Origin of the sequence: Bradyrhizobium sp. SZCCHNRI2009 (assembly GCF_032485115.1) — a bacterium.
Taxonomy (GTDB): domain Bacteria; phylum Pseudomonadota; class Alphaproteobacteria; order Rhizobiales; family Xanthobacteraceae; genus Bradyrhizobium.
Genome location: NZ_JAUEUH010000004.1, coordinates 199,799 through 216,050, shown reverse-complemented (window position 1 = coordinate 216,050; position 16,252 = coordinate 199,799). Strand labels below are relative to the sequence as shown.

Genomic DNA, 16,252 nt, shown 5'->3' with positions numbered 1-16,252 from the left:
ATCATAGCCCGGCGGAATGACCCATCCGGCATGACCGCTTCGACCACCAGTGGAAAATATCCTTCTGCCGCGCCGCGATATCGCCCGATTTTTCAAGTGGGCCGCTGCAGCGCCGCGGCGAGCTTCGACACGAACTTGTTGACCCAGAAGATCTTCTTGCTGCCCTTGATGACGACGACGTCGCCCGGCGCAAGCAGCGCCGCGACCCGACCGGGATCCAGAGTCACCGGATCCTCATGCCAGCCGAGCCGCTTCGCGTGAGGCAGGGCGTCGAACAGGTGACGCATCAGCGGACCGACGCAATAGACGCCGTCGACCCCCGCGAGATGAGCGACCATCCCCTGATGATAGGCCGGCGCCTCGTCGCCGAGCTCGAGCATGTCGCCGATGATGGCGATCCGCCGTCCCCGCACCGGTCGCGCCTGCAGACTGTCGAGCGCCGCCGCCATGCTGGCCGGGTTGCCATTGAAGCTGTCGTCGATCAGAACAATGTCGCCGACGGTCTGCTCGACGCCACGGCCGGTCATGATGCCGACATCGCCGAGCGTCGGCGCGAGCAGCGCTGGATTGAGCCCGGCCGCTGCGATGGAGGCGAGTGCCGCCAGCGCATTGTGCAGGCGATGCGGCGCACCCGGCGTCAGCGTGAAGGCGACGCGGCGACCGGCGATGTCGGCGCTCACATCCCAGGTCTCGCCGCGCGAGTCGTGCGAGAGCTCGCGCACGTCAGCGCCGCCACCGAAGCGGATCACCTTGCCGGTCCATTCCGGTGCTGCGAGATCGGCCGGCAACACGAGGACGCCGTCAGCCGGCAGCCCATGCGCGATCGAGACCTTCTCTTTCCTGATCGCTTCCAGGCTGCCGAGCTTCTCCAGATGCACCGGCTGCACATTCACGACCAGCGCCACCGTCGGCTGCGACAGCTCCGTCAGCCGCGCGATCTCGCCTTTTTGATTCATGCCCATCTCGACGACCCACACCGAAGCGGAAGGATCGGCGTTGCACAGCGTCAGCGGTACGCCCCAGAAATTGTTGAAGCTCGACGGACTCGCAGACGCACCGGGATAGGCGGCGATGAACTCCTTGGTCGAGGTCTTGCCGGCGCTGCCGGTCAACCCGATCACCGGGCCATGGAAGCGCGCCCGCGCGGCGCGCGCCAGCGCCCACAGCCCATCGATCAGCGTGTCCGGCACCACGAGCTGCGGCACCGTGATCCCATCGATCCTGTGGGGAACGATCATCGCCACCGCGCCGGCCGCTTCGGCATTCGCCGCGAACTCCCAGCCGTCGCGGCTGGAGGCGAAGCTCGATACGAAGCCGCCACTCGGTGTGCCACTCAGTGCCACGAACAGGCTGCCGGGCTTCACCGCGCGACTGTCCTGCGTGACGAAGTCGATCGGGGTCTCCGGGTAGTCGCCGGCGAGGCCGAGCGCGCGCGCCGCCTCTGCCACGGTCCACAGCGCCTTCGTCATGATGTCCTCGCTGCCAACGCGTCCGCGACCGCTTCATGATCGCTGAAATGCAGAATAGTGCTGCCGATGATCTGTCCGGTCTCATGGCCCTTGCCGGCGATCACGAGCGCATCGCCGGGCTGCAGCTCGCCGATCGCGACGCGGATTGCCTCCGTTCGGTCGCCGATCTCACGCGCACCGGGTACGGCGGCCAGGATTGCAGCGCGGATCGCAGCCGGATCCTCGCTGCGCGGATTGTCATCGGTGATGATGACACTGTCGGCCTCTTCGGCGGCGATCGCGCCCATCAAGGGGCGCTTGCCGGTGTCACGGTCGCCGCCGGCGCCGAACACGACGACGAGCTTTCGCGGAGCATAGGGCCGCAGCGCATGCAGCGCCTTGGCGAGCGCATCCGGCTTGTGCGCGTAGTCGATGAAAATGGGTGCGCCATTGTGCTCGCCGACCAGCTCGAGCCGGCCCTTGGCGCCCTCGAGCTGCTCGAGCGATTCGAACACCGCTTGCGGATCGCTGCCGGTGCCGATCGCGAGGCCCGCCGCGACCAGCGCGTTCTCGATCTGAAACGCGCCGACCAGCGGCAGGCGGACCGCATGCATGCGGCCGCAATGCTGGATCTGGAGCTGCTGCGCAAAGCCGTCGATTGCAACGGCCACGAGGCGAATGCCCTCGCCTGCACCGTCGCCATGCGTCCCCACCGTCATCAGGCGAAGACCGCGCGTCTGCGCCGCAGCGATGACTTCCGGCGAGCACTCATGATCGGCCGAGATCACCGCAGGGCCGCCCGGCGGCACGAGATCGCGGAACAGCCTCAGCTTGGCGTTGAGGTAGTGCGCGATGTCCGGATGATAGTCCATGTGGTCGCGCGACAGGTTCGTGAACCCGCCGGCCGAGACCCTGACACCGTCGAGCCTGAACTGATCGAGCCCGTGCGACGAAGCCTCGAACGCTAGATGGGTGACGCCATCCTGCGTGATCTCGTCGATCTGCCGATGCAGCGCGATCGGATCTGGCGTCGTCAGCGAGCCGTAGACGGTGCGCTTGTCCGACACCAGCCCGACGGTGCCGATGCTGGCCGAGCTGTGGCCGAGGCGCTGCCAGATCTGGCGCGTGAAGGCCGCGACCGACGTCTTGCCGCTGGTGCCGGTGACGGCGGCAATCGTCGCCGGCTGGCGCGGATAGAACCGGGACGAAGCGAGCGCGAGTGCCCGCCGCGGGTTCGGCAGCGCGATGAATGGAACGGCCAGCCCTGTTCCAGGGCCCGCCGCACCGGCCACGGCGACCGCACCGGCCGCGATTGCCGCCGCAATAAAGCGGGAGCCATCGGTCTTGGTGCCGGAGAGTGCAAAAAACAGGTCGCCGGGCCGCACGGCTCGGCTGTCGACGGCGAGGCCGGATATCTCGACTGCGGCGATGGGAGCGTCGAGCGTCGCCTGATCGCCCAGGAGGTCGTGAAGTTTCATCCTGGTTCCGTGCCAGTCCTGGCCCCGCCCGGGATGGCGGCAGCTCCAAAGCCTGCGATTCGACGACGGCTTACTGTGTCAGCCGCGATGCCGCAAGAATTTGGCGGTCGGACGGCGGGAGGTCGAAACGGGGCTCAATTCCCAGCAGCGGCCCGATCCGGGAGATCACGTTGCCAGCGGTCGGCACCGCGTTCCAGCCCGAGGTGATGAAGCCATAGGTTTCCTTCAGCGGCTGCGGCTCGTCCAGCATGATCAGGAGCTGGTATTTTGGCTTGTCCGCCGGGATCACGGCGGTGAAGAGGGTCAGCACCTTCTTCTTGGCGTAGCGGCCGTTGATCACCTTCTCGGCGGTGCCGGTCTTGCCGCCGATGTAGTAGCCCTTCACGTCGGCCTTGCGCGCGGTGCCGACCTCGGCGTTCAGACGCATCAGATACCGCATCTTCTCCGAGGTCTCCGGCTTGATCACGCGCTTGGCGACCTGCATCGCCTCTGCCTCGGTGCGCTTCATGAAAGTCGGCGGGATCAGATAGCCGCCATTGACTAGCGCACTGACGCCCATCACACCCTGCAGCGGCGCCACCGCCATGCCGTGACCGAACGCGATCGTGACCGTGTTCAATTCGCCCCAGCGCTTGGGCAGGATCGGCGAGGCGCTCTCAGGCAGCTCGGTGCGCAACCGGTCGAACTGGCCCATCTTGCGCAGGAACGCCTTGTGCGCTTCCACGCCCTGCGTCAACGCGATCCTGGCGGCGCCGACGTTGGACGAGAAGTAGAACACTTCCTTCATGTTGAGGAAGCGGCCCTTCGGCTCGTCGTCATGAATCGCGAACTTGCCGTAGTGCAGCGGCCCGCGTGCATCCCACAGCGAATTGAGATCATATTTGCCGGTGTCGAGCGCCATTGCCAGGGTGAACGCCTTGAAGGTCGAGCCCATCTCGTACACGCCCGTGGTCAGGCGGTTGATCCGGTCGGGATCGTGCGCTTCCTTCGGGTTGTTGGGATCAAAATCCGGCAGCGACACCATGGCGATGATCTCGCCTGTCCTGACATTGACGACGAGACCGGAAGCTGCCTTGGCCTTGAACTTGTCCTTGGCCTTGAGCAGTTCGTCGCGCAGCGCGTGCTCGACGCGCAGATCGACCGAGAGCTCGATTGGGCGCTGCAGGCGATCGGTGGCGAAGCCGGCGCGATGCAGGTCGGCAAGGCCCTGATTGTCGAGCCACTTCTCCATGCCGGCGATGCCCTGGTTGTCGATGTTCACCAGGCCGATCAGATGGGCCACCTCGTTGCCGGTCGGATAGACGCGCTTGTTCTCGCGCAGGAAGCCGATGCCCGGCAGGCCGAGGCGATGAATGTCCTGCTGCTGCTTCGGCGTCATCTCGCGCTTCAACCAGACGAAACCCTTGCGTGACAGCAGTCGGTCGCGGACCTCGCCCGTATCGAGATCCGGCAATGTCGCCGTCAGAAGCTCGATTGCCTCGTCCTTGTCGATGAGGCGACGCGGCTCGGCGAACAGGCTCGGCGTCTTCACGTCGGTGGCGAGAACGGCGCCGTTGCGGTCGACGATATCGGGGCGCGCGGTGGCGATGGCGTCCTGCTGCGCGGCGCGCCGCGCGCTCGGACCATCCGAGCCGATCGCGAACATCACGAGGCGGCCGCCGATGACCGCGTAGACGGCAGCAAAGGCAATGATCGCGAGGCCGACTCGCGCGCGCGCCTTGGCAGTCCGATCGACATCGCGCCCATACAGCAGCGTGCGCACCAGACGTTGCCGCCAGGGTTCCTGCGGCTTGACGTCGGGCCGAAGCTGATCGGTCATTGCTGATCCTCCGGGCGACGCACCGACCCGGTCACGGGGGGCTCTTCGTTGATCGCGTCGATCGCATCGATCATCGATCCGATCGGATCCGGATTGTCCGGTCGCGCAAATCGCGGCGGCCGCTCCGGCAGATTCTTCAGGCTGTCGTATTGTGTGGCGTTGAGCGGCTTCAGCGGCAGATGCCGCTCGACCAGCCCTTGCAGCCGCAGCGGCGCGTCGAGCTTGGCCCATTCCGCGCGCAACACTGCGATGGCCTCGCGCTGCTCGCGGATCTCGGCGCGCAATTGCAGCACGCGCTCGACCCGCGCCGTGGAGTCCATCTTGATGCGATAGACATAGGCCGCCGCGAAGATCAGCGAGCAGATCACGACGAGATGCAGGAGGCGCATCGGTCACCCTCCTCGCAGGACATCGGCCAGCCGCGGCCAGGGCGACGAGGATGCCGAAGCGTGCGCCGGCGCCGCCGTGCGCTCGGCACCGCGCAGCTTGGCGGACCGCGCCCGCGGATTGGCTTCGGTCTCAGCCTCCGCGGCCACGACCGGCTTGCGGTTGAGCAACTGGAAGCTCGGTGCCTCCTGCGCGATCTCGGGCAGATGGCGCGAGCCGCCGCCGGTCCTGCTGCGCTCGGCGAGGAACGTCTTGACGATGCGGTCCTCGAGCGAATGGAACGAGACGACCGCCAGCCGGCCGCCCGGCGCCAGCACGCGCTCCGCTGCCGACAGCGCCTGTTCGAGCTCGTCCAGCTCCTCATTGACGAGAATCCGCAGCGCCTGGAACGTGCGCGTCGCCGGATGGATGTCGCCAGGCTTGGATCTCACCACGCGCGCGACGATGTCGGCGAGTTGCCGCGTCGTCGTGATCGGCTGTTCCTTGCGCGCGGCGACGATGGCCCGCGCCACGGCGCGGGAGTGCCGCTCTTCGCCAAAGATGTAGATGACGTCGGCCAAAGCGCGCTCGGCAGCGTTGGCGACGACATCGGCGGCCGTCGGTCCCGTGCCGCCCATCCGCATGTCGAGCGGGCCGTCGAACCTGAACGAGAAGCCGCGCGCGGCGGAGTCGAGCTGCATCGAGGAAACGCCGACATCCATCACGATGCCATCGACATGCGCAAGGCCTCGCGATGCACAGATGTCGGCCAATGCCGAGAAACGGTTCTCGACCAGCGTCAGGCGACCGCCCGCCTCAGTGAGGAGACCTGCGCCGCCGGCGATTGCGGTGCTGTCGCGATCGATCCCGATGACGTGTGTTCCCGCCGTTGCCAGGATCAGGCGCGTATAGCCACCGGCGCCAAAGGTCGCATCGACGTAGGTTCCGCCGCCGCGTGGCGCCAGCATCTCGACCGCTTCGGGGCCGAGCACCGGGATGTGTCGCTGGTCAGCCGTGCTCACCCGGCCGCTCCGCACGCGCGCCGTTGCTTCAGACTGACTTTGGTTGGCAGCGAGCCCATCGCGCCCTCGATCCTCGCGCCCCGTCAATTCGCCAAGCCATCTCCCGGGACGCTCCGTCATCCGTCGCGCCGTCACGACATCAGCAGCACGATCCGGCCATGTCGAGATCCTCGATCCGACAGCGATCGCGCGGCGCCGGAGCGCCTCGGAACCGCTTTCGATCGTGATCTGCCGTGCAGGACCTTGCATCGTGGCGGCTTGCCGTCCCGAAAGCCGGCTTGGCTCTTCACCACTCAGTAACGGCGTTTAGCGTTAACAAACCGTTGATGGTCTGTGGCGGATGTTGGGCACTTGGACCGCGAGGCGGAGCTGCCCGGTAGACCTTTCGTCCTGCTCGCCGCCGTGCCGTTCGGCGGACCGGCGATCGCGATACAACGGTCCGCTCAATAGCGAGGGCTCGCATGCGATTTCGATTGCGGCTGGGTCATGTAAAAGAGTAGTGCCTGCCCATATCCGGTTTGAGCCACCGCCGCCGCCGTCCGCTTCGAGTCGTTCATGCCAAGTCCCTCCGACAAGCCGGAATCGAAGCGTCCTCGTGCGCTGCAGATCCCCAAAGGCGTTTCCAACCTGCCGGTCTTCACGCCGGACTCGTCGGTTGCCTCCGACGTGATCCCGTCGGCCAATTTCGGCGAGCGCAAGGGTGGGCGCCAGCCGGACATGATCATTCTTCATTACACCGGCATGCCGGATGTCGAAGGGGCGATCACCAAGCTGTGCACCGCCGGCAGCGAGGTCTCCGCGCATTACGTCGTGCTCGAGGACGGACGCATCGTCCAGTGCGTGCCGGAGGCCTTGCGCGCTTGGCACGCGGGTCTCTCGTCATGGGACGGCGAGGAGGACATCAATTCCTGCTCGATCGGCATAGAGATCGTCAATCGCGGCCACGATTGGGGCTATCCGGATTTCCCACCGCGGCAGATCGCGGCGGTCATCGCGCTGTGCCGGGGCATCATGCTCCGCCGCAATGTCCCGGCGCATCGCGTGCTCGGGCATTCCGACGTGGCACCCGCGCGCAAGAAGGATCCGGGTGAGAAATTCCCATGGCATTCGCTGGCGAATTCGGGGGTGGGCCACTGGGTGCAGCCGGCGGCGATCACCAAGGGCGAGACGCTGAAGCTCGGCAGCATCGGCGACGACGTCAAGGGCTTGCAGAAGGCGCTCGCCAAATACGGCTATGGCGTGCCGATCACGGGTAAATTCGACGGCATCACCATGGACGTCGTCACCGCGTTCCAGCGGCACTTCCGCCCCGAAAAGATCGACGGTATCGCCGACCGCTCGACCTTGTGGACGTTGCATGCGCTGCTGACGAGCCTGCCGGCCGAGGATCAGGCGCCGCGCGTCTGACACGTCAGGGCTCCACATCGAGCTCACCGAGCCGCCGTGCATAGAGACGCTTGAGCGGCGCGAGCTGCGTGGCTGCGCTCGCCTCGCGGTAGGCGGCGCGCGCCTCATCGCGCCGACCGAGCCGCCGCAGAAGGTCTGCCCGCACCGCCGGCAGCAGATCGTACTGCTTCAATCCGCCGCGCGCGGCCAGCGCATCGACCAGTGCCAGCGCCCGCGCCGGGCCGTCGACCATCGAGACAGCGGCCGCATGATTGAGCTCGATCACAGGCGATGGCGCGATCCGCAGCAGAACCTCGTAGAGCCCCACGATCTGCCGCCAATCCGTTTCAGCGTAGCTGGCGGCCTGAGCATGAAGCGCGGCAATCGCGGCCTGGACCGTATAGGGCTGCGGGAGCCCCTTCATGCCCAGGGCCTGTTCGACCAGCCCAAGCCCTTCGGCGATCTGCTCACGATTCCACAGCGAGCGGTCCTGCTCCTCCAGCAGGACGATGTCGCCCGCCGCATTGGTACGGCCGGCGCGCCGCGCATCGTGCAGCAGCATCAACGCGAGCAGGCCCTTGATGTCGCGCGCCTCCGGCATCAAGCCAAGCAGCAGGCGACCCAGCCGGATCGCCTCGCGCGCGAGATCCTCGCGAATCAGCTCGGTGCCTGAGGTCGCGAGATAGCCCTCGGTGAACACCAGATAGATCACGGTCAGGACGCCGCGCAGCCGCTCCTCGAGCGCATCGCGTCCCGGCACCTCGTAGGGAATGCCGGCGAGGCGGATCTTCTGCTTGGCGCGCACCAGGCGCTGCGCCATCGCCTCCTCGCCGGTGACAAGTGCGCGGGCGACCTCGGCGGTGGTGAGGCCGCAGACCGTGCGCAGCGTCAGCGCCACCTGGACCTCCGGCGCGAACGACGGATGGCAGCAGGTGAAGATCAGCCGCAGCATGTCGTCGTCGAGATCGGCCGGCGCGTCGGCGTCGTCGTTGGCGGCATCACGCTCGATGGCGTGAACGATCTCCGCCTCCTTGTCGCGAAAATTGCTCCGCCGCCGGATCCGGTCGATCGCCTTGTTGCGGGCGACATTGACCAGCCACGCCCGCGGGTTGGCGGGGGCGTCGGACCCCCGCCATTTGAGCAGCGCCGCAGCGAACGCATCCTGCAGCACGTCCTCGGCCAGATCGAAGTCACCGACGAGCCGGATCAAGGTCGCGAGTGCGCGGCCGGCCTCATCGCGGAACACCTTGTCGATCGCATCAGGCGTCATCGGTGACCCTTCTCGGCCGCGAGCCGCACCGGTCTCAATGATTATATTGCCAGACCGGCCGCACCTCGATCGAGCCAAAACGGGCGCCGGGAATCCGCGCGGCAATCCCGATCGCCTCGTCGAGATTCTTGGCCTCGATCATGTAGTAGCCGCCGAGCTGCTCGCGGGTCTCGGCGAACGGACCGTCGGTAGTGAGGATCTTGCCGTCGCGCACCCGCACGGTCGTCGACGTCGTCGTCGGCTGCAGCCGGTCGCCGCCCTTGTAATTGCCGCTCGAGATGATCGACTGGGTGAAGGTCTGGTACTCCGCCAGCATCTTGCCCTCGGCCTCCTTCTCCATCTTCGCGTAGTCGACTTCGTTCTGGTAGATCATCAACAGATATTGCATCGAACTTGCTCCCTTGTTTCGGCCGGATCGCCGACATCCAGTCGAATGGCGCGCTCACGTAACGACACGCCCAGGATAATATTTTTGCAGGCGCAGCGATGGCTTGACCTGATGGCCGGGAAGCCCCATTCAAGCTGCGTCAGTCGGCCGGACGGCCGCTCCGGCAGGCGCCGAAAGGCCGCCGGGGAGGAAAGTCCGGGCTCCATCGACATGCGGTGCCGGATAACGTCCGGCGGGGGCGACCCCAGGGATAGTGCCACAGAGAACGAACCGCTTCCTCCCGCGAGGGAGGCGAGTAAGGGTGAAAAGGTGCGGTAAGAGCGCACCGCGGGGCCGGCAACGGAACCGGCATGGTAAACCCCACCGGGAGCAAAACCGAATAGGGACGGCCACGCGGAGACAATCGCCAAGGCAGATGATGCCAAGGCGATGACGTCCGCGGGAGCGATGTCAGGCTCGCCGTCCGGGTAGGTTGCCCGAGGTCGCGCGCAAGCGCGATCCCAGAGGAATGGCCGTCACGTATCGTCATGCGCAAGCATCACGGTGCCCTACAGAACCCGGCTTACAGGCCGGCTGATATGTTCATGAGGGGCTCGGCGCAGCAGCGCCGGGCCCCTCACCATTTTTGTCAACCGGCGGCCGAGAGCTGGCCGAACTCGGTGGCCTGGCGCTCGAACAGGCTGCGATAGAGTCCGCCGGGTCTGCCAACCAGCGTGGCGTGGCTGCCCTGCTCGACGATACGGCCGCGGTCGAACACCAGGATGCGATCGAGGCTGCGGACGGTCGCCAGCCGATGCGCGATCACGATCGCCGTCCTGCCCTTCATCAGCCGCTCCATCGCCTCCTGGATCAGCGCCTCGGATTCCGAATCGAGGCTCGAGGTCGCCTCGTCCAGGATCAGCACCCGCGCGTCCGCCAGGAACGCCCGCGCCAGCGCGACCCGCTGCCGCTCGCCGCCCGACAGCTTGACGCCGCGCTCGCCGACCAGCGTGCCGTAGCCCTTGGGCAGGCGCGTGATGAACTCATGCGCGTTGGCGAGCCGCGCCGCCTGCTCGATCTCGGCCTGGCTGGCGCCAGGACGGCCATAGGCGATGTTCTCGGCCAGCGAGCGGTGGAACAGGATCGGCTCCTGCTGCACGATCGCGATCTGGCTGCGCAGCGAGTCCTGCGTGGCATGCGCGATGTCCTGCCCGTCGATGAGGATGCGGCCGCCGCCAACGTCGTAGAGCCGCTGCACCAGCTTGACGAAGGTCGTCTTGCCGGAGCCGGAGCGCCCGACGAGGCCGATCCGCTCGCCCGGCCGGATGTCCACCGAGAGCCGGTCATACAGCGGGGTGCGATGGCCGCCATAATGAAACGTCACCGCATCGAACACGATGTGCCCACCGGTCACCGCGATCGGCCTGGCGTCCTTGGCATCGATGATGCCGATCGGCTCGCTGTGGATCGCCACCAGCTCGTCCATGTCGTTGACCGCGCGCTGCAGGTTGTTGATGTGCATGCCGACGTCACGCAGATACGCATGGATGACGTAGTAGCTCGTCAGCACATAGGTGACGTCGCCTGGCGAGGCCTTGCCCGCCATCCACAGCAGCACGGCGCCGCCGATCACCGAGGACCGCAGGCACAGCAGCACGCCGAGCTGCACGGCCGCCGTCGTGTTGTAGCGCAGCCAGGTTCGGTTGACGCGACGGCTCCAACGGCTGACGACGCGCATCAGCCGGCCGTCCTCGCGGGCTTCCGCCCCGAACGACTTGACCACCGCATTGCAGCTCAGCGCGTCCGCCAGCGTGCCGCCGACCTTGGTATCCCAGGCGTTGGAGATCCGTGCGGCCGGGGCGATGTAGCGGGTCGAGAACACGACCGTCATCGCGACATAGAGCGCCGCCCCGACGGCGATCACGCCGCCCAGCGCGCCCCAGTGCAGGCCGAGCAGCACCATCGAGCCCAGCAACACCGAGAGCGACGGCAGCAGCGCCAGCAGGATGGTGTCGTTGTAGAGGTCGAGCGCCCACATGCCCCGGGTGATCTTGCGCACCGTGGAGCCGGCGAAGCTGTTGGCGTGCCAGTCGGTCGAGAAGCGCTGCACGCGTACGAATGCGTCGCGCGCCACGTCGGACATGATACGCAGGGTGAACGGCACGATCAGTTGCAGGCCCGACAATCGCAGCACGATCGAGGCGAAGCCAAGGGCTACGATGGCGGCGAACGCCACCAGCGCGCTGTGCCGTGCATCGGCATTGCCTGGGCCCAGGGTGAGCGCATCGACCAGCCGGCCGGAGAACAGCGGCATGAACAGATCGGCAGCGGTGGCGCCCAGCAGCGCGCACGCAATGCCGAGCGTCATGCGTGGCTGCTTCAGCCAATGGCGGGTCACGAACGGGATCACGACGCGGATCGCGGCGGGACGCTTGTCGGCCTTCAGGCCGGAGACGTCGACGGTCATGGCATCATCCGGCCGCGCTCGCAGCGCCAGCCGGCTCCAAATAGTGCAGACGCGACGCGGCGCGCGGTCTGCGGATGAGTAACTCAGGCGTTGGGAAGTTAAGCGATGGTGCTCAAAGCGAGCGGCCGAACACCAGAACAGGCATCGAGCGGGTGCATGCGATCTGCAGATGCGATGTGGTCATGCAAATCTCCCCGGTTCGAGCAACAATTCTTGTTCCATACCATCGACGGTATGATTTGGCAACCCGCGGCACGCGCAGGAGCCGCTCACGTCAATGTGCGTCGCCGCCGCCCGCCATCGGCGAGCTCGGCTTGTTGAGCAGCATCACCATGAAACTGAGCGCGATGTAGAAGCAGGTCAGCATGAAGAACGCATCGCCATAGCCCATCACGACGGCCTGGCGATGCACGATCTGCGACAGCTGCTTCATCGCCATCAGGGCCGAATCGCCCATGCCCTGCAGCTTCTGCTGCAGCATGTTGAGGGTCTCGACCGCGGTGGCATTGCCCCAGTTGACGCGCTCGTGGAGGCGGGAAATGTGCAGGTCGGTGCGATCGTTCAGCACCTGGTTGATCACGGCAAGGCCGACGGCGCCGCCGAGATTGCGCATCAGGTTGAACAGGCCGGATGCATTCTTGACCCGATCCGGCGCCAGGGTGCCGAGCGCGATGTTGTTGGTCGGCACCATCGCGAACATCATGCCGACGCCGCGCAGCACCTGCGGCAGGAAAAGCTCCCAGAAGTCGTAGTCGCGGGTGATGCCGGTCATCTGGTAGGAGCCGATCGCGAAGATCACGAGGCCGAACGCGATCATCAGGCGCATGTCGATCTTCAGCATCAAGCGGCCGACCACCGGCGCCATCAGGAACATGGTGACGCCCGAGACGAACATCGTCTCGCCGATCATCAGGGCGCTGTAGCCGCGGACTTCGGCGAGATAGCGCGGATAGATGTAGGTCAGGCCGTAGAGGCCGATGCCGATGCAGAACTGCAACAAGCATCCGACCGCGAAGTTGCGGTTGCCGAAAGCGAAGAGGTCGACGATCGGCTCGTCGGCCGTCAGCACCCGCCAGAAGAAGCACACCGCCGAGACGGCGCAGACCGCGGCGAAGATCGCGACCGAGGTGTCCTGCAGCCATTCATATTGCGGCCCCTCCTCCAGCACGTATTCGAGCGAGCCGAGGAAGCCGGCCATGAACAGCAAGCCCCACCAGTCGAAGCGGTCGAGCAGCTCGAAATGCGGCTCGTCGAAATCCACCAGCGCCAGCACGCCTGTCGTGATGATGATGCCCGGCACGATGTTGACGAAGAACAGCCAGTGCCACGACATCGCGTCGGTGATGTAGCCGCCGACCGTGGGACCCACCGTCGGCGCCAGCGTCGCGACCAGGCCGATGATCGGACCGACGATGTGGAATTTGGTGCGCGGGAACACCGTGTAGGCCGAGGCGAACACGGTCGGGATCATGCCGGCGCCGAGGAAGCCCTGCAGCGCGCGCCACACGATCATCTGCTCGATCGACGAGGCGAAGCCGCACAGGAAGCTCGAAATGGTGAAGCCGGCCGCCGAAATCGCGAACAACAGCCGCGTGCCGAGCGCGCGCGACAGGAAGCCGGACAAGGGAATCGCGATCACCTCGGCGATCAGATAGGCCGTCTGCACCCACGACACTTCGCTGGAGCTCGCCGACAGTCCGGCCTGGATCTCGCTCAGCGACGCCGAGACGATCTGGATGTCCAGGATCGCCATGAACATGCCGAACACCATGATCAGGAACGCGATCAGCCGCCGCGGCGCGATGCGGTCCGACGGCGCGGCCGGTGCGCTCATAGTGGGGTCGGCTGTCGTTGCGGTGGCCATGTTCTAATGAGTCCGCTGGAGTCGATGACCGCGCCGCGTCACAGGTGCGCTCCCCTCCCCCCGCGCGAAGCGGAGCTTCGCTAGGCGGGGAGGGGTCGGGGGTGGAGGTCCCCAACGGCGGTCTCGCCCGGAGACCCCCCACCCCAACCCTCCCCCGCAAGGGGGGAGGGAGCTGACTTCCGATGACGCAACAGCGAATGCAATCGCGTCAGTTAGATCACCTCGCTACTTCCTCTGCACCGTCGCCGGCGCGTCGAGATCTCCGTCGCTGTCGGCATCCTTGGCGCCGTCGGTGGTGTCGACGGTGACGTAGACCGACATGCCGGCGCGCAGCAGGTTCTGCCGCGCAACCTCCTTCGGCACGCGGATGCGCACGGGCAGGCGCTGCACGATCTTGGTGAAGTTGCCGGTGGCGTTGTCCGGCGGCAGCAGGGTGAACACCGAGCCCGAGGCCGGCGAGATGCTGTCGACCACGCCCTTGAAGCCGCGCGCGCCATAGGCGTCGACCTTGATCGTGACCGGCTGGCCCGGACGGATGCGCCTGAGCTGGGTTTCCTTGAAGTTCGCGTCGATGAAGACGTCGTCGAGCGGCACGACGTTGCCGAGCCGCTGGCCGACCGCGACGAAGTCGCCGGTGTTGACGAGACGGTTGGAGAAGGTGCCGTCGACCGGCGCGCGCACGGTGGCGAATTCGAGATCGCGCTCGGCCTTGGCAAGCGATGTCTTCAGCTCGGCGAGCTGCGCCTGGGCCTCGACCTGCTGCGCCTTCGTCACCTCGACATTGTCGCGCGCGGCGTCGTACGCGGCACGGGCGGCGCGGACCGCCGCCATGCCCTGGTCGCGCGCGGCTTCCGACTGCTCGAAGGTCGCATGCGAGGCAAAACCCTTGCTGCTCAGCGCCTGCTGGCGCTCATAGTCGAGCCCGGCGCGCTTCATCGCGGCTTCGGATGAGGTGAGATTGGCCTGCGCCTGCTCGGCGGCACTCTGCTGTGCGGCGACCTGGCGACCGATGCGCGCGATCGTCGCCTCCTGCGTGGCGATCTTGGTGCGGGCGGCGTCGACCGCGATCTTGTAGTCGCCGTCGTCGATGCGGAAGATCACGTCGCCCTTGCGAACCACCGAATTGTCCCGCGGCACGATCTCCTGGATGTGCCCGGAGACGCGCGCGCCCAGCATGGTGTTGTTGGCGCGGACGTAGGAATCGTCGGTCGAGACCATGAAGCGGCCGACCAGATAATAGTGCGTGGCATAGCCGGCGGCGGCTAGCGCGAGCAGTACGCCGATGCCCGCCAGCACGCGCTTGCGTTTGCCGGATTTCGGAGCGGCGGCGGGCGCGGCTTGCGGCTTCGCGCCCGTGGGAGCGCCGGCCGGCGCCGGCCGTTCAAGCGGCGCCTCGGTGCTGACGTCGGCCTTCGGGTCAGCCGGCTTGGCATCAACCGGCTTGCGCTGTGCCGCGTCGCTGGCCTGCGGCCGGACCGGCTCAGACCTCGTCTGTTCCAGCGTTTCCTCAGCGTCCGGACGGCGCGCCCGCACAGCCTGATCTCTCGCAGCGGCCATCAGAGACTCCCACCCATGACAGCGGGGCCGCTCAGGCCCCGAAAATCGAAATCCCGACCGAACCGTTCGGTCAATCCACATCTACCATTGACCGAACCGTTCGGTCAATCTATATCTTCGCTACCGCAACATATCCGCGCAGATGCTTTTGTGACGTTGGCACCGGCCAAATCTTCGGGAACAGCCTAAACCAATGATTGAGCCGTACCACAACACCACCCAGGCGACGACGGACGACGATTCCTCGAAGCGTCGGCAAATCCTCGAGGGCGCCCGCAAGGTGTTCATGGACATGGGCTTCGACGGCGCCAGCATGGGCGAGATCGCGCGCGTCGCCGGCGTCTCCAAGGGCACGCTGTACGTCTACTTCGCCGACAAATTCCGCCTGTTCGAGGCAATCGTCGAAGAGGAGAGCGTGCATCGGGGCGCCTCGAATTTCAGCTTCGACCCGGATCGCGATGCCGCGACCGTGCTCAGCGAGTTCGGCAAGGCCTGGATCGCGGTGGTCTGCCGGCCGGGCGGCGGATCGGCGATCCGTACCGTAATGGCGATCGCCGAGCGGATGCCGGACGTCGGCCGCCGCTACTACGAGTGCGTGCTCAACGGCACGATCAGCCGGCTGGCGGCCTATCTGCAGGCCCGTGTCGACGCCGGCGAGCTCGCCATCGACGACTGCCATCTGGCGGCCTCGCAATTCCAGCAGATGTGCCAGGCCACGCTGTTCCTGCCCTTCATCTTCCAGGCCGAGCCGGCCCCCTCTCCCGACCGCGTTCACAAGGTCATCGCCAGCGCCGTAGGCATGTTCCTCGCCCACTATGGCGTCAAGAACTGAGGACGGGCCGCGGATGGCGGCATCTGCGGCTCTGTTCTCACCAGCATCGGGCATGCGCTTTCCTTCTCGCGACGGATGACGTCCGAGCTTGGCGTCCGGATCACCCTCGAATCGATCGGAGGGTGCAGGGAAGGCCGGGCGCTGGCCGCGCCCGTGGCCCGCCTGCTCAAAAAAATGCAGGCGGCAGGTACCACAGGTTCAGCCGAGATCACCCGGCCCTCCCCGCGCGATGGGCTTACGACTTATACGTAGTCTCCCCGGTGTCCGGGCTTGTAGCCACCGTCATCAGCGCGATGCGCTGGGCATCGTCGCCAACTTGGCGCCAGCATCGGGGCGCCAGGACCATACGACTTCATCGTCCTGCCGGTCGCGTTCG

Annotated in this window: 12 protein-coding genes and 1 other RNA gene; 3 read left to right on the top strand and 10 right to left on the bottom strand. The window is 66.5% G+C overall.

Features of this window, described 5'->3' with window-relative positions; translation table 11 throughout:
- Positions 1–92: 92 nt before the first annotated feature.
- From murF to rsmH, 5 genes are all read right to left on the bottom strand, one after another.
- Positions 93–1,469, bottom strand: a complete 1,377-nt coding sequence (gene murF / locus QX041_RS16125) for a UDP-N-acetylmuramoyl-tripeptide--D-alanyl-D-alanine ligase (protein WP_316165942.1) — start codon at positions 1,467–1,469, stop codon at positions 93–95.
- A complete protein-coding gene (locus tag QX041_RS16120; protein ID WP_315769170.1) occupies positions 1,466–2,926 on the bottom strand; it encodes a UDP-N-acetylmuramoyl-L-alanyl-D-glutamate--2,6-diaminopimelate ligase in 1,461 nt (486 codons plus the stop codon). The genes murF and QX041_RS16120 overlap by 4 nt, the downstream gene beginning before the upstream one ends.
- A 70-nt stretch (positions 2,927–2,996) precedes the next feature.
- On the bottom strand, positions 2,997–4,745 hold the full coding sequence (locus QX041_RS16115) for a penicillin-binding protein 2 (RefSeq protein ID WP_315752422.1): 1,749 nt from the start codon (positions 4,743–4,745) through the stop codon (positions 2,997–2,999).
- Positions 4,742–5,134 (bottom strand): hypothetical protein, encoded by a 393-nt coding sequence (locus tag QX041_RS16110; RefSeq protein ID WP_315713444.1) that lies wholly within the window; start codon positions 5,132–5,134, stop codon positions 4,742–4,744. Before QX041_RS16110 ends, QX041_RS16115 begins: the two co-directional genes overlap by 4 nt.
- Positions 5,135–5,137: 3 nt before the next feature.
- Positions 5,138–6,133 carry a 16S rRNA (cytosine(1402)-N(4))-methyltransferase RsmH gene (gene rsmH, locus QX041_RS16105; RefSeq protein ID WP_316165941.1) on the bottom strand — a complete coding sequence of 332 codons (996 nt, stop codon included), beginning with the start codon at positions 6,131–6,133 and terminating at the stop codon, positions 5,138–5,140.
- A gap of 555 nt (positions 6,134–6,688) precedes the next feature.
- On the opposite strand from rsmH, the gene QX041_RS16100 reads away from it, so the two are divergent.
- Positions 6,689–7,540 (top strand): N-acetylmuramoyl-L-alanine amidase, encoded by an 852-nt coding sequence (locus QX041_RS16100; RefSeq protein ID WP_315713446.1) that lies wholly within the window; start codon positions 6,689–6,691, stop codon positions 7,538–7,540.
- A 4-nt stretch (positions 7,541–7,544) separates the two neighbouring features.
- Here the strand turns inward: QX041_RS16100 and QX041_RS16095 are convergent, their stop codons facing one another.
- Positions 7,545–8,789 carry an RNA polymerase sigma factor gene (locus QX041_RS16095; RefSeq protein ID WP_315825280.1) on the bottom strand — a complete coding sequence of 415 codons (1,245 nt, stop codon included), beginning with the start codon at positions 8,787–8,789 and terminating at the stop codon, positions 7,545–7,547.
- Between the two features lie 34 nt (positions 8,790–8,823).
- Positions 8,824–9,177 (bottom strand): YciI family protein, encoded by a 354-nt coding sequence (locus QX041_RS16090; RefSeq protein ID WP_315713448.1) that lies wholly within the window; start codon positions 9,175–9,177, stop codon positions 8,824–8,826.
- Positions 9,178–9,316: 139 nt separating this feature from the next.
- Here QX041_RS16090 and rnpB point away from each other — a divergent pair.
- Positions 9,317–9,758, top strand: an RNA gene (gene rnpB, locus QX041_RS16085) — RNase P RNA component class A.
- Positions 9,759–9,805: 47 nt separating this feature from the next.
- Here rnpB and QX041_RS16080 read toward each other — a convergent pair.
- The 3 genes from QX041_RS16080 to QX041_RS16070 all read right to left on the bottom strand — a co-directional run bounded on the left by QX041_RS16080 (position 9,806) and on the right by QX041_RS16070 (position 15,044).
- Positions 9,806–11,623, bottom strand: coding sequence for an ABC transporter ATP-binding protein (locus QX041_RS16080; RefSeq protein ID WP_315752418.1), 1,818 nt, complete (start codon positions 11,621–11,623; stop codon positions 9,806–9,808).
- 274 nt (positions 11,624–11,897) lie between these two features.
- Positions 11,898–13,487: a DHA2 family efflux MFS transporter permease subunit gene (locus QX041_RS16075; RefSeq protein WP_315769180.1), complete on the bottom strand. Its 1,590-nt coding sequence runs from the start codon at positions 13,485–13,487 to the stop codon at positions 11,898–11,900.
- A gap of 225 nt (positions 13,488–13,712) precedes the next feature.
- Positions 13,713–15,044 carry an HlyD family secretion protein gene (locus QX041_RS16070; protein ID WP_316165940.1) on the bottom strand — a complete coding sequence of 444 codons (1,332 nt, stop codon included), beginning with the start codon at positions 15,042–15,044 and terminating at the stop codon, positions 13,713–13,715.
- A 193-nt stretch (positions 15,045–15,237) separates the two neighbouring features.
- On the opposite strand from QX041_RS16070, the gene QX041_RS16065 reads away from it, so the two are divergent.
- Positions 15,238–15,876, top strand: a complete 639-nt coding sequence (locus QX041_RS16065; protein ID WP_316165939.1) for a TetR/AcrR family transcriptional regulator — start codon at positions 15,238–15,240, stop codon at positions 15,874–15,876.
- Positions 15,877–16,252: the final 376 nt, after the last annotated feature.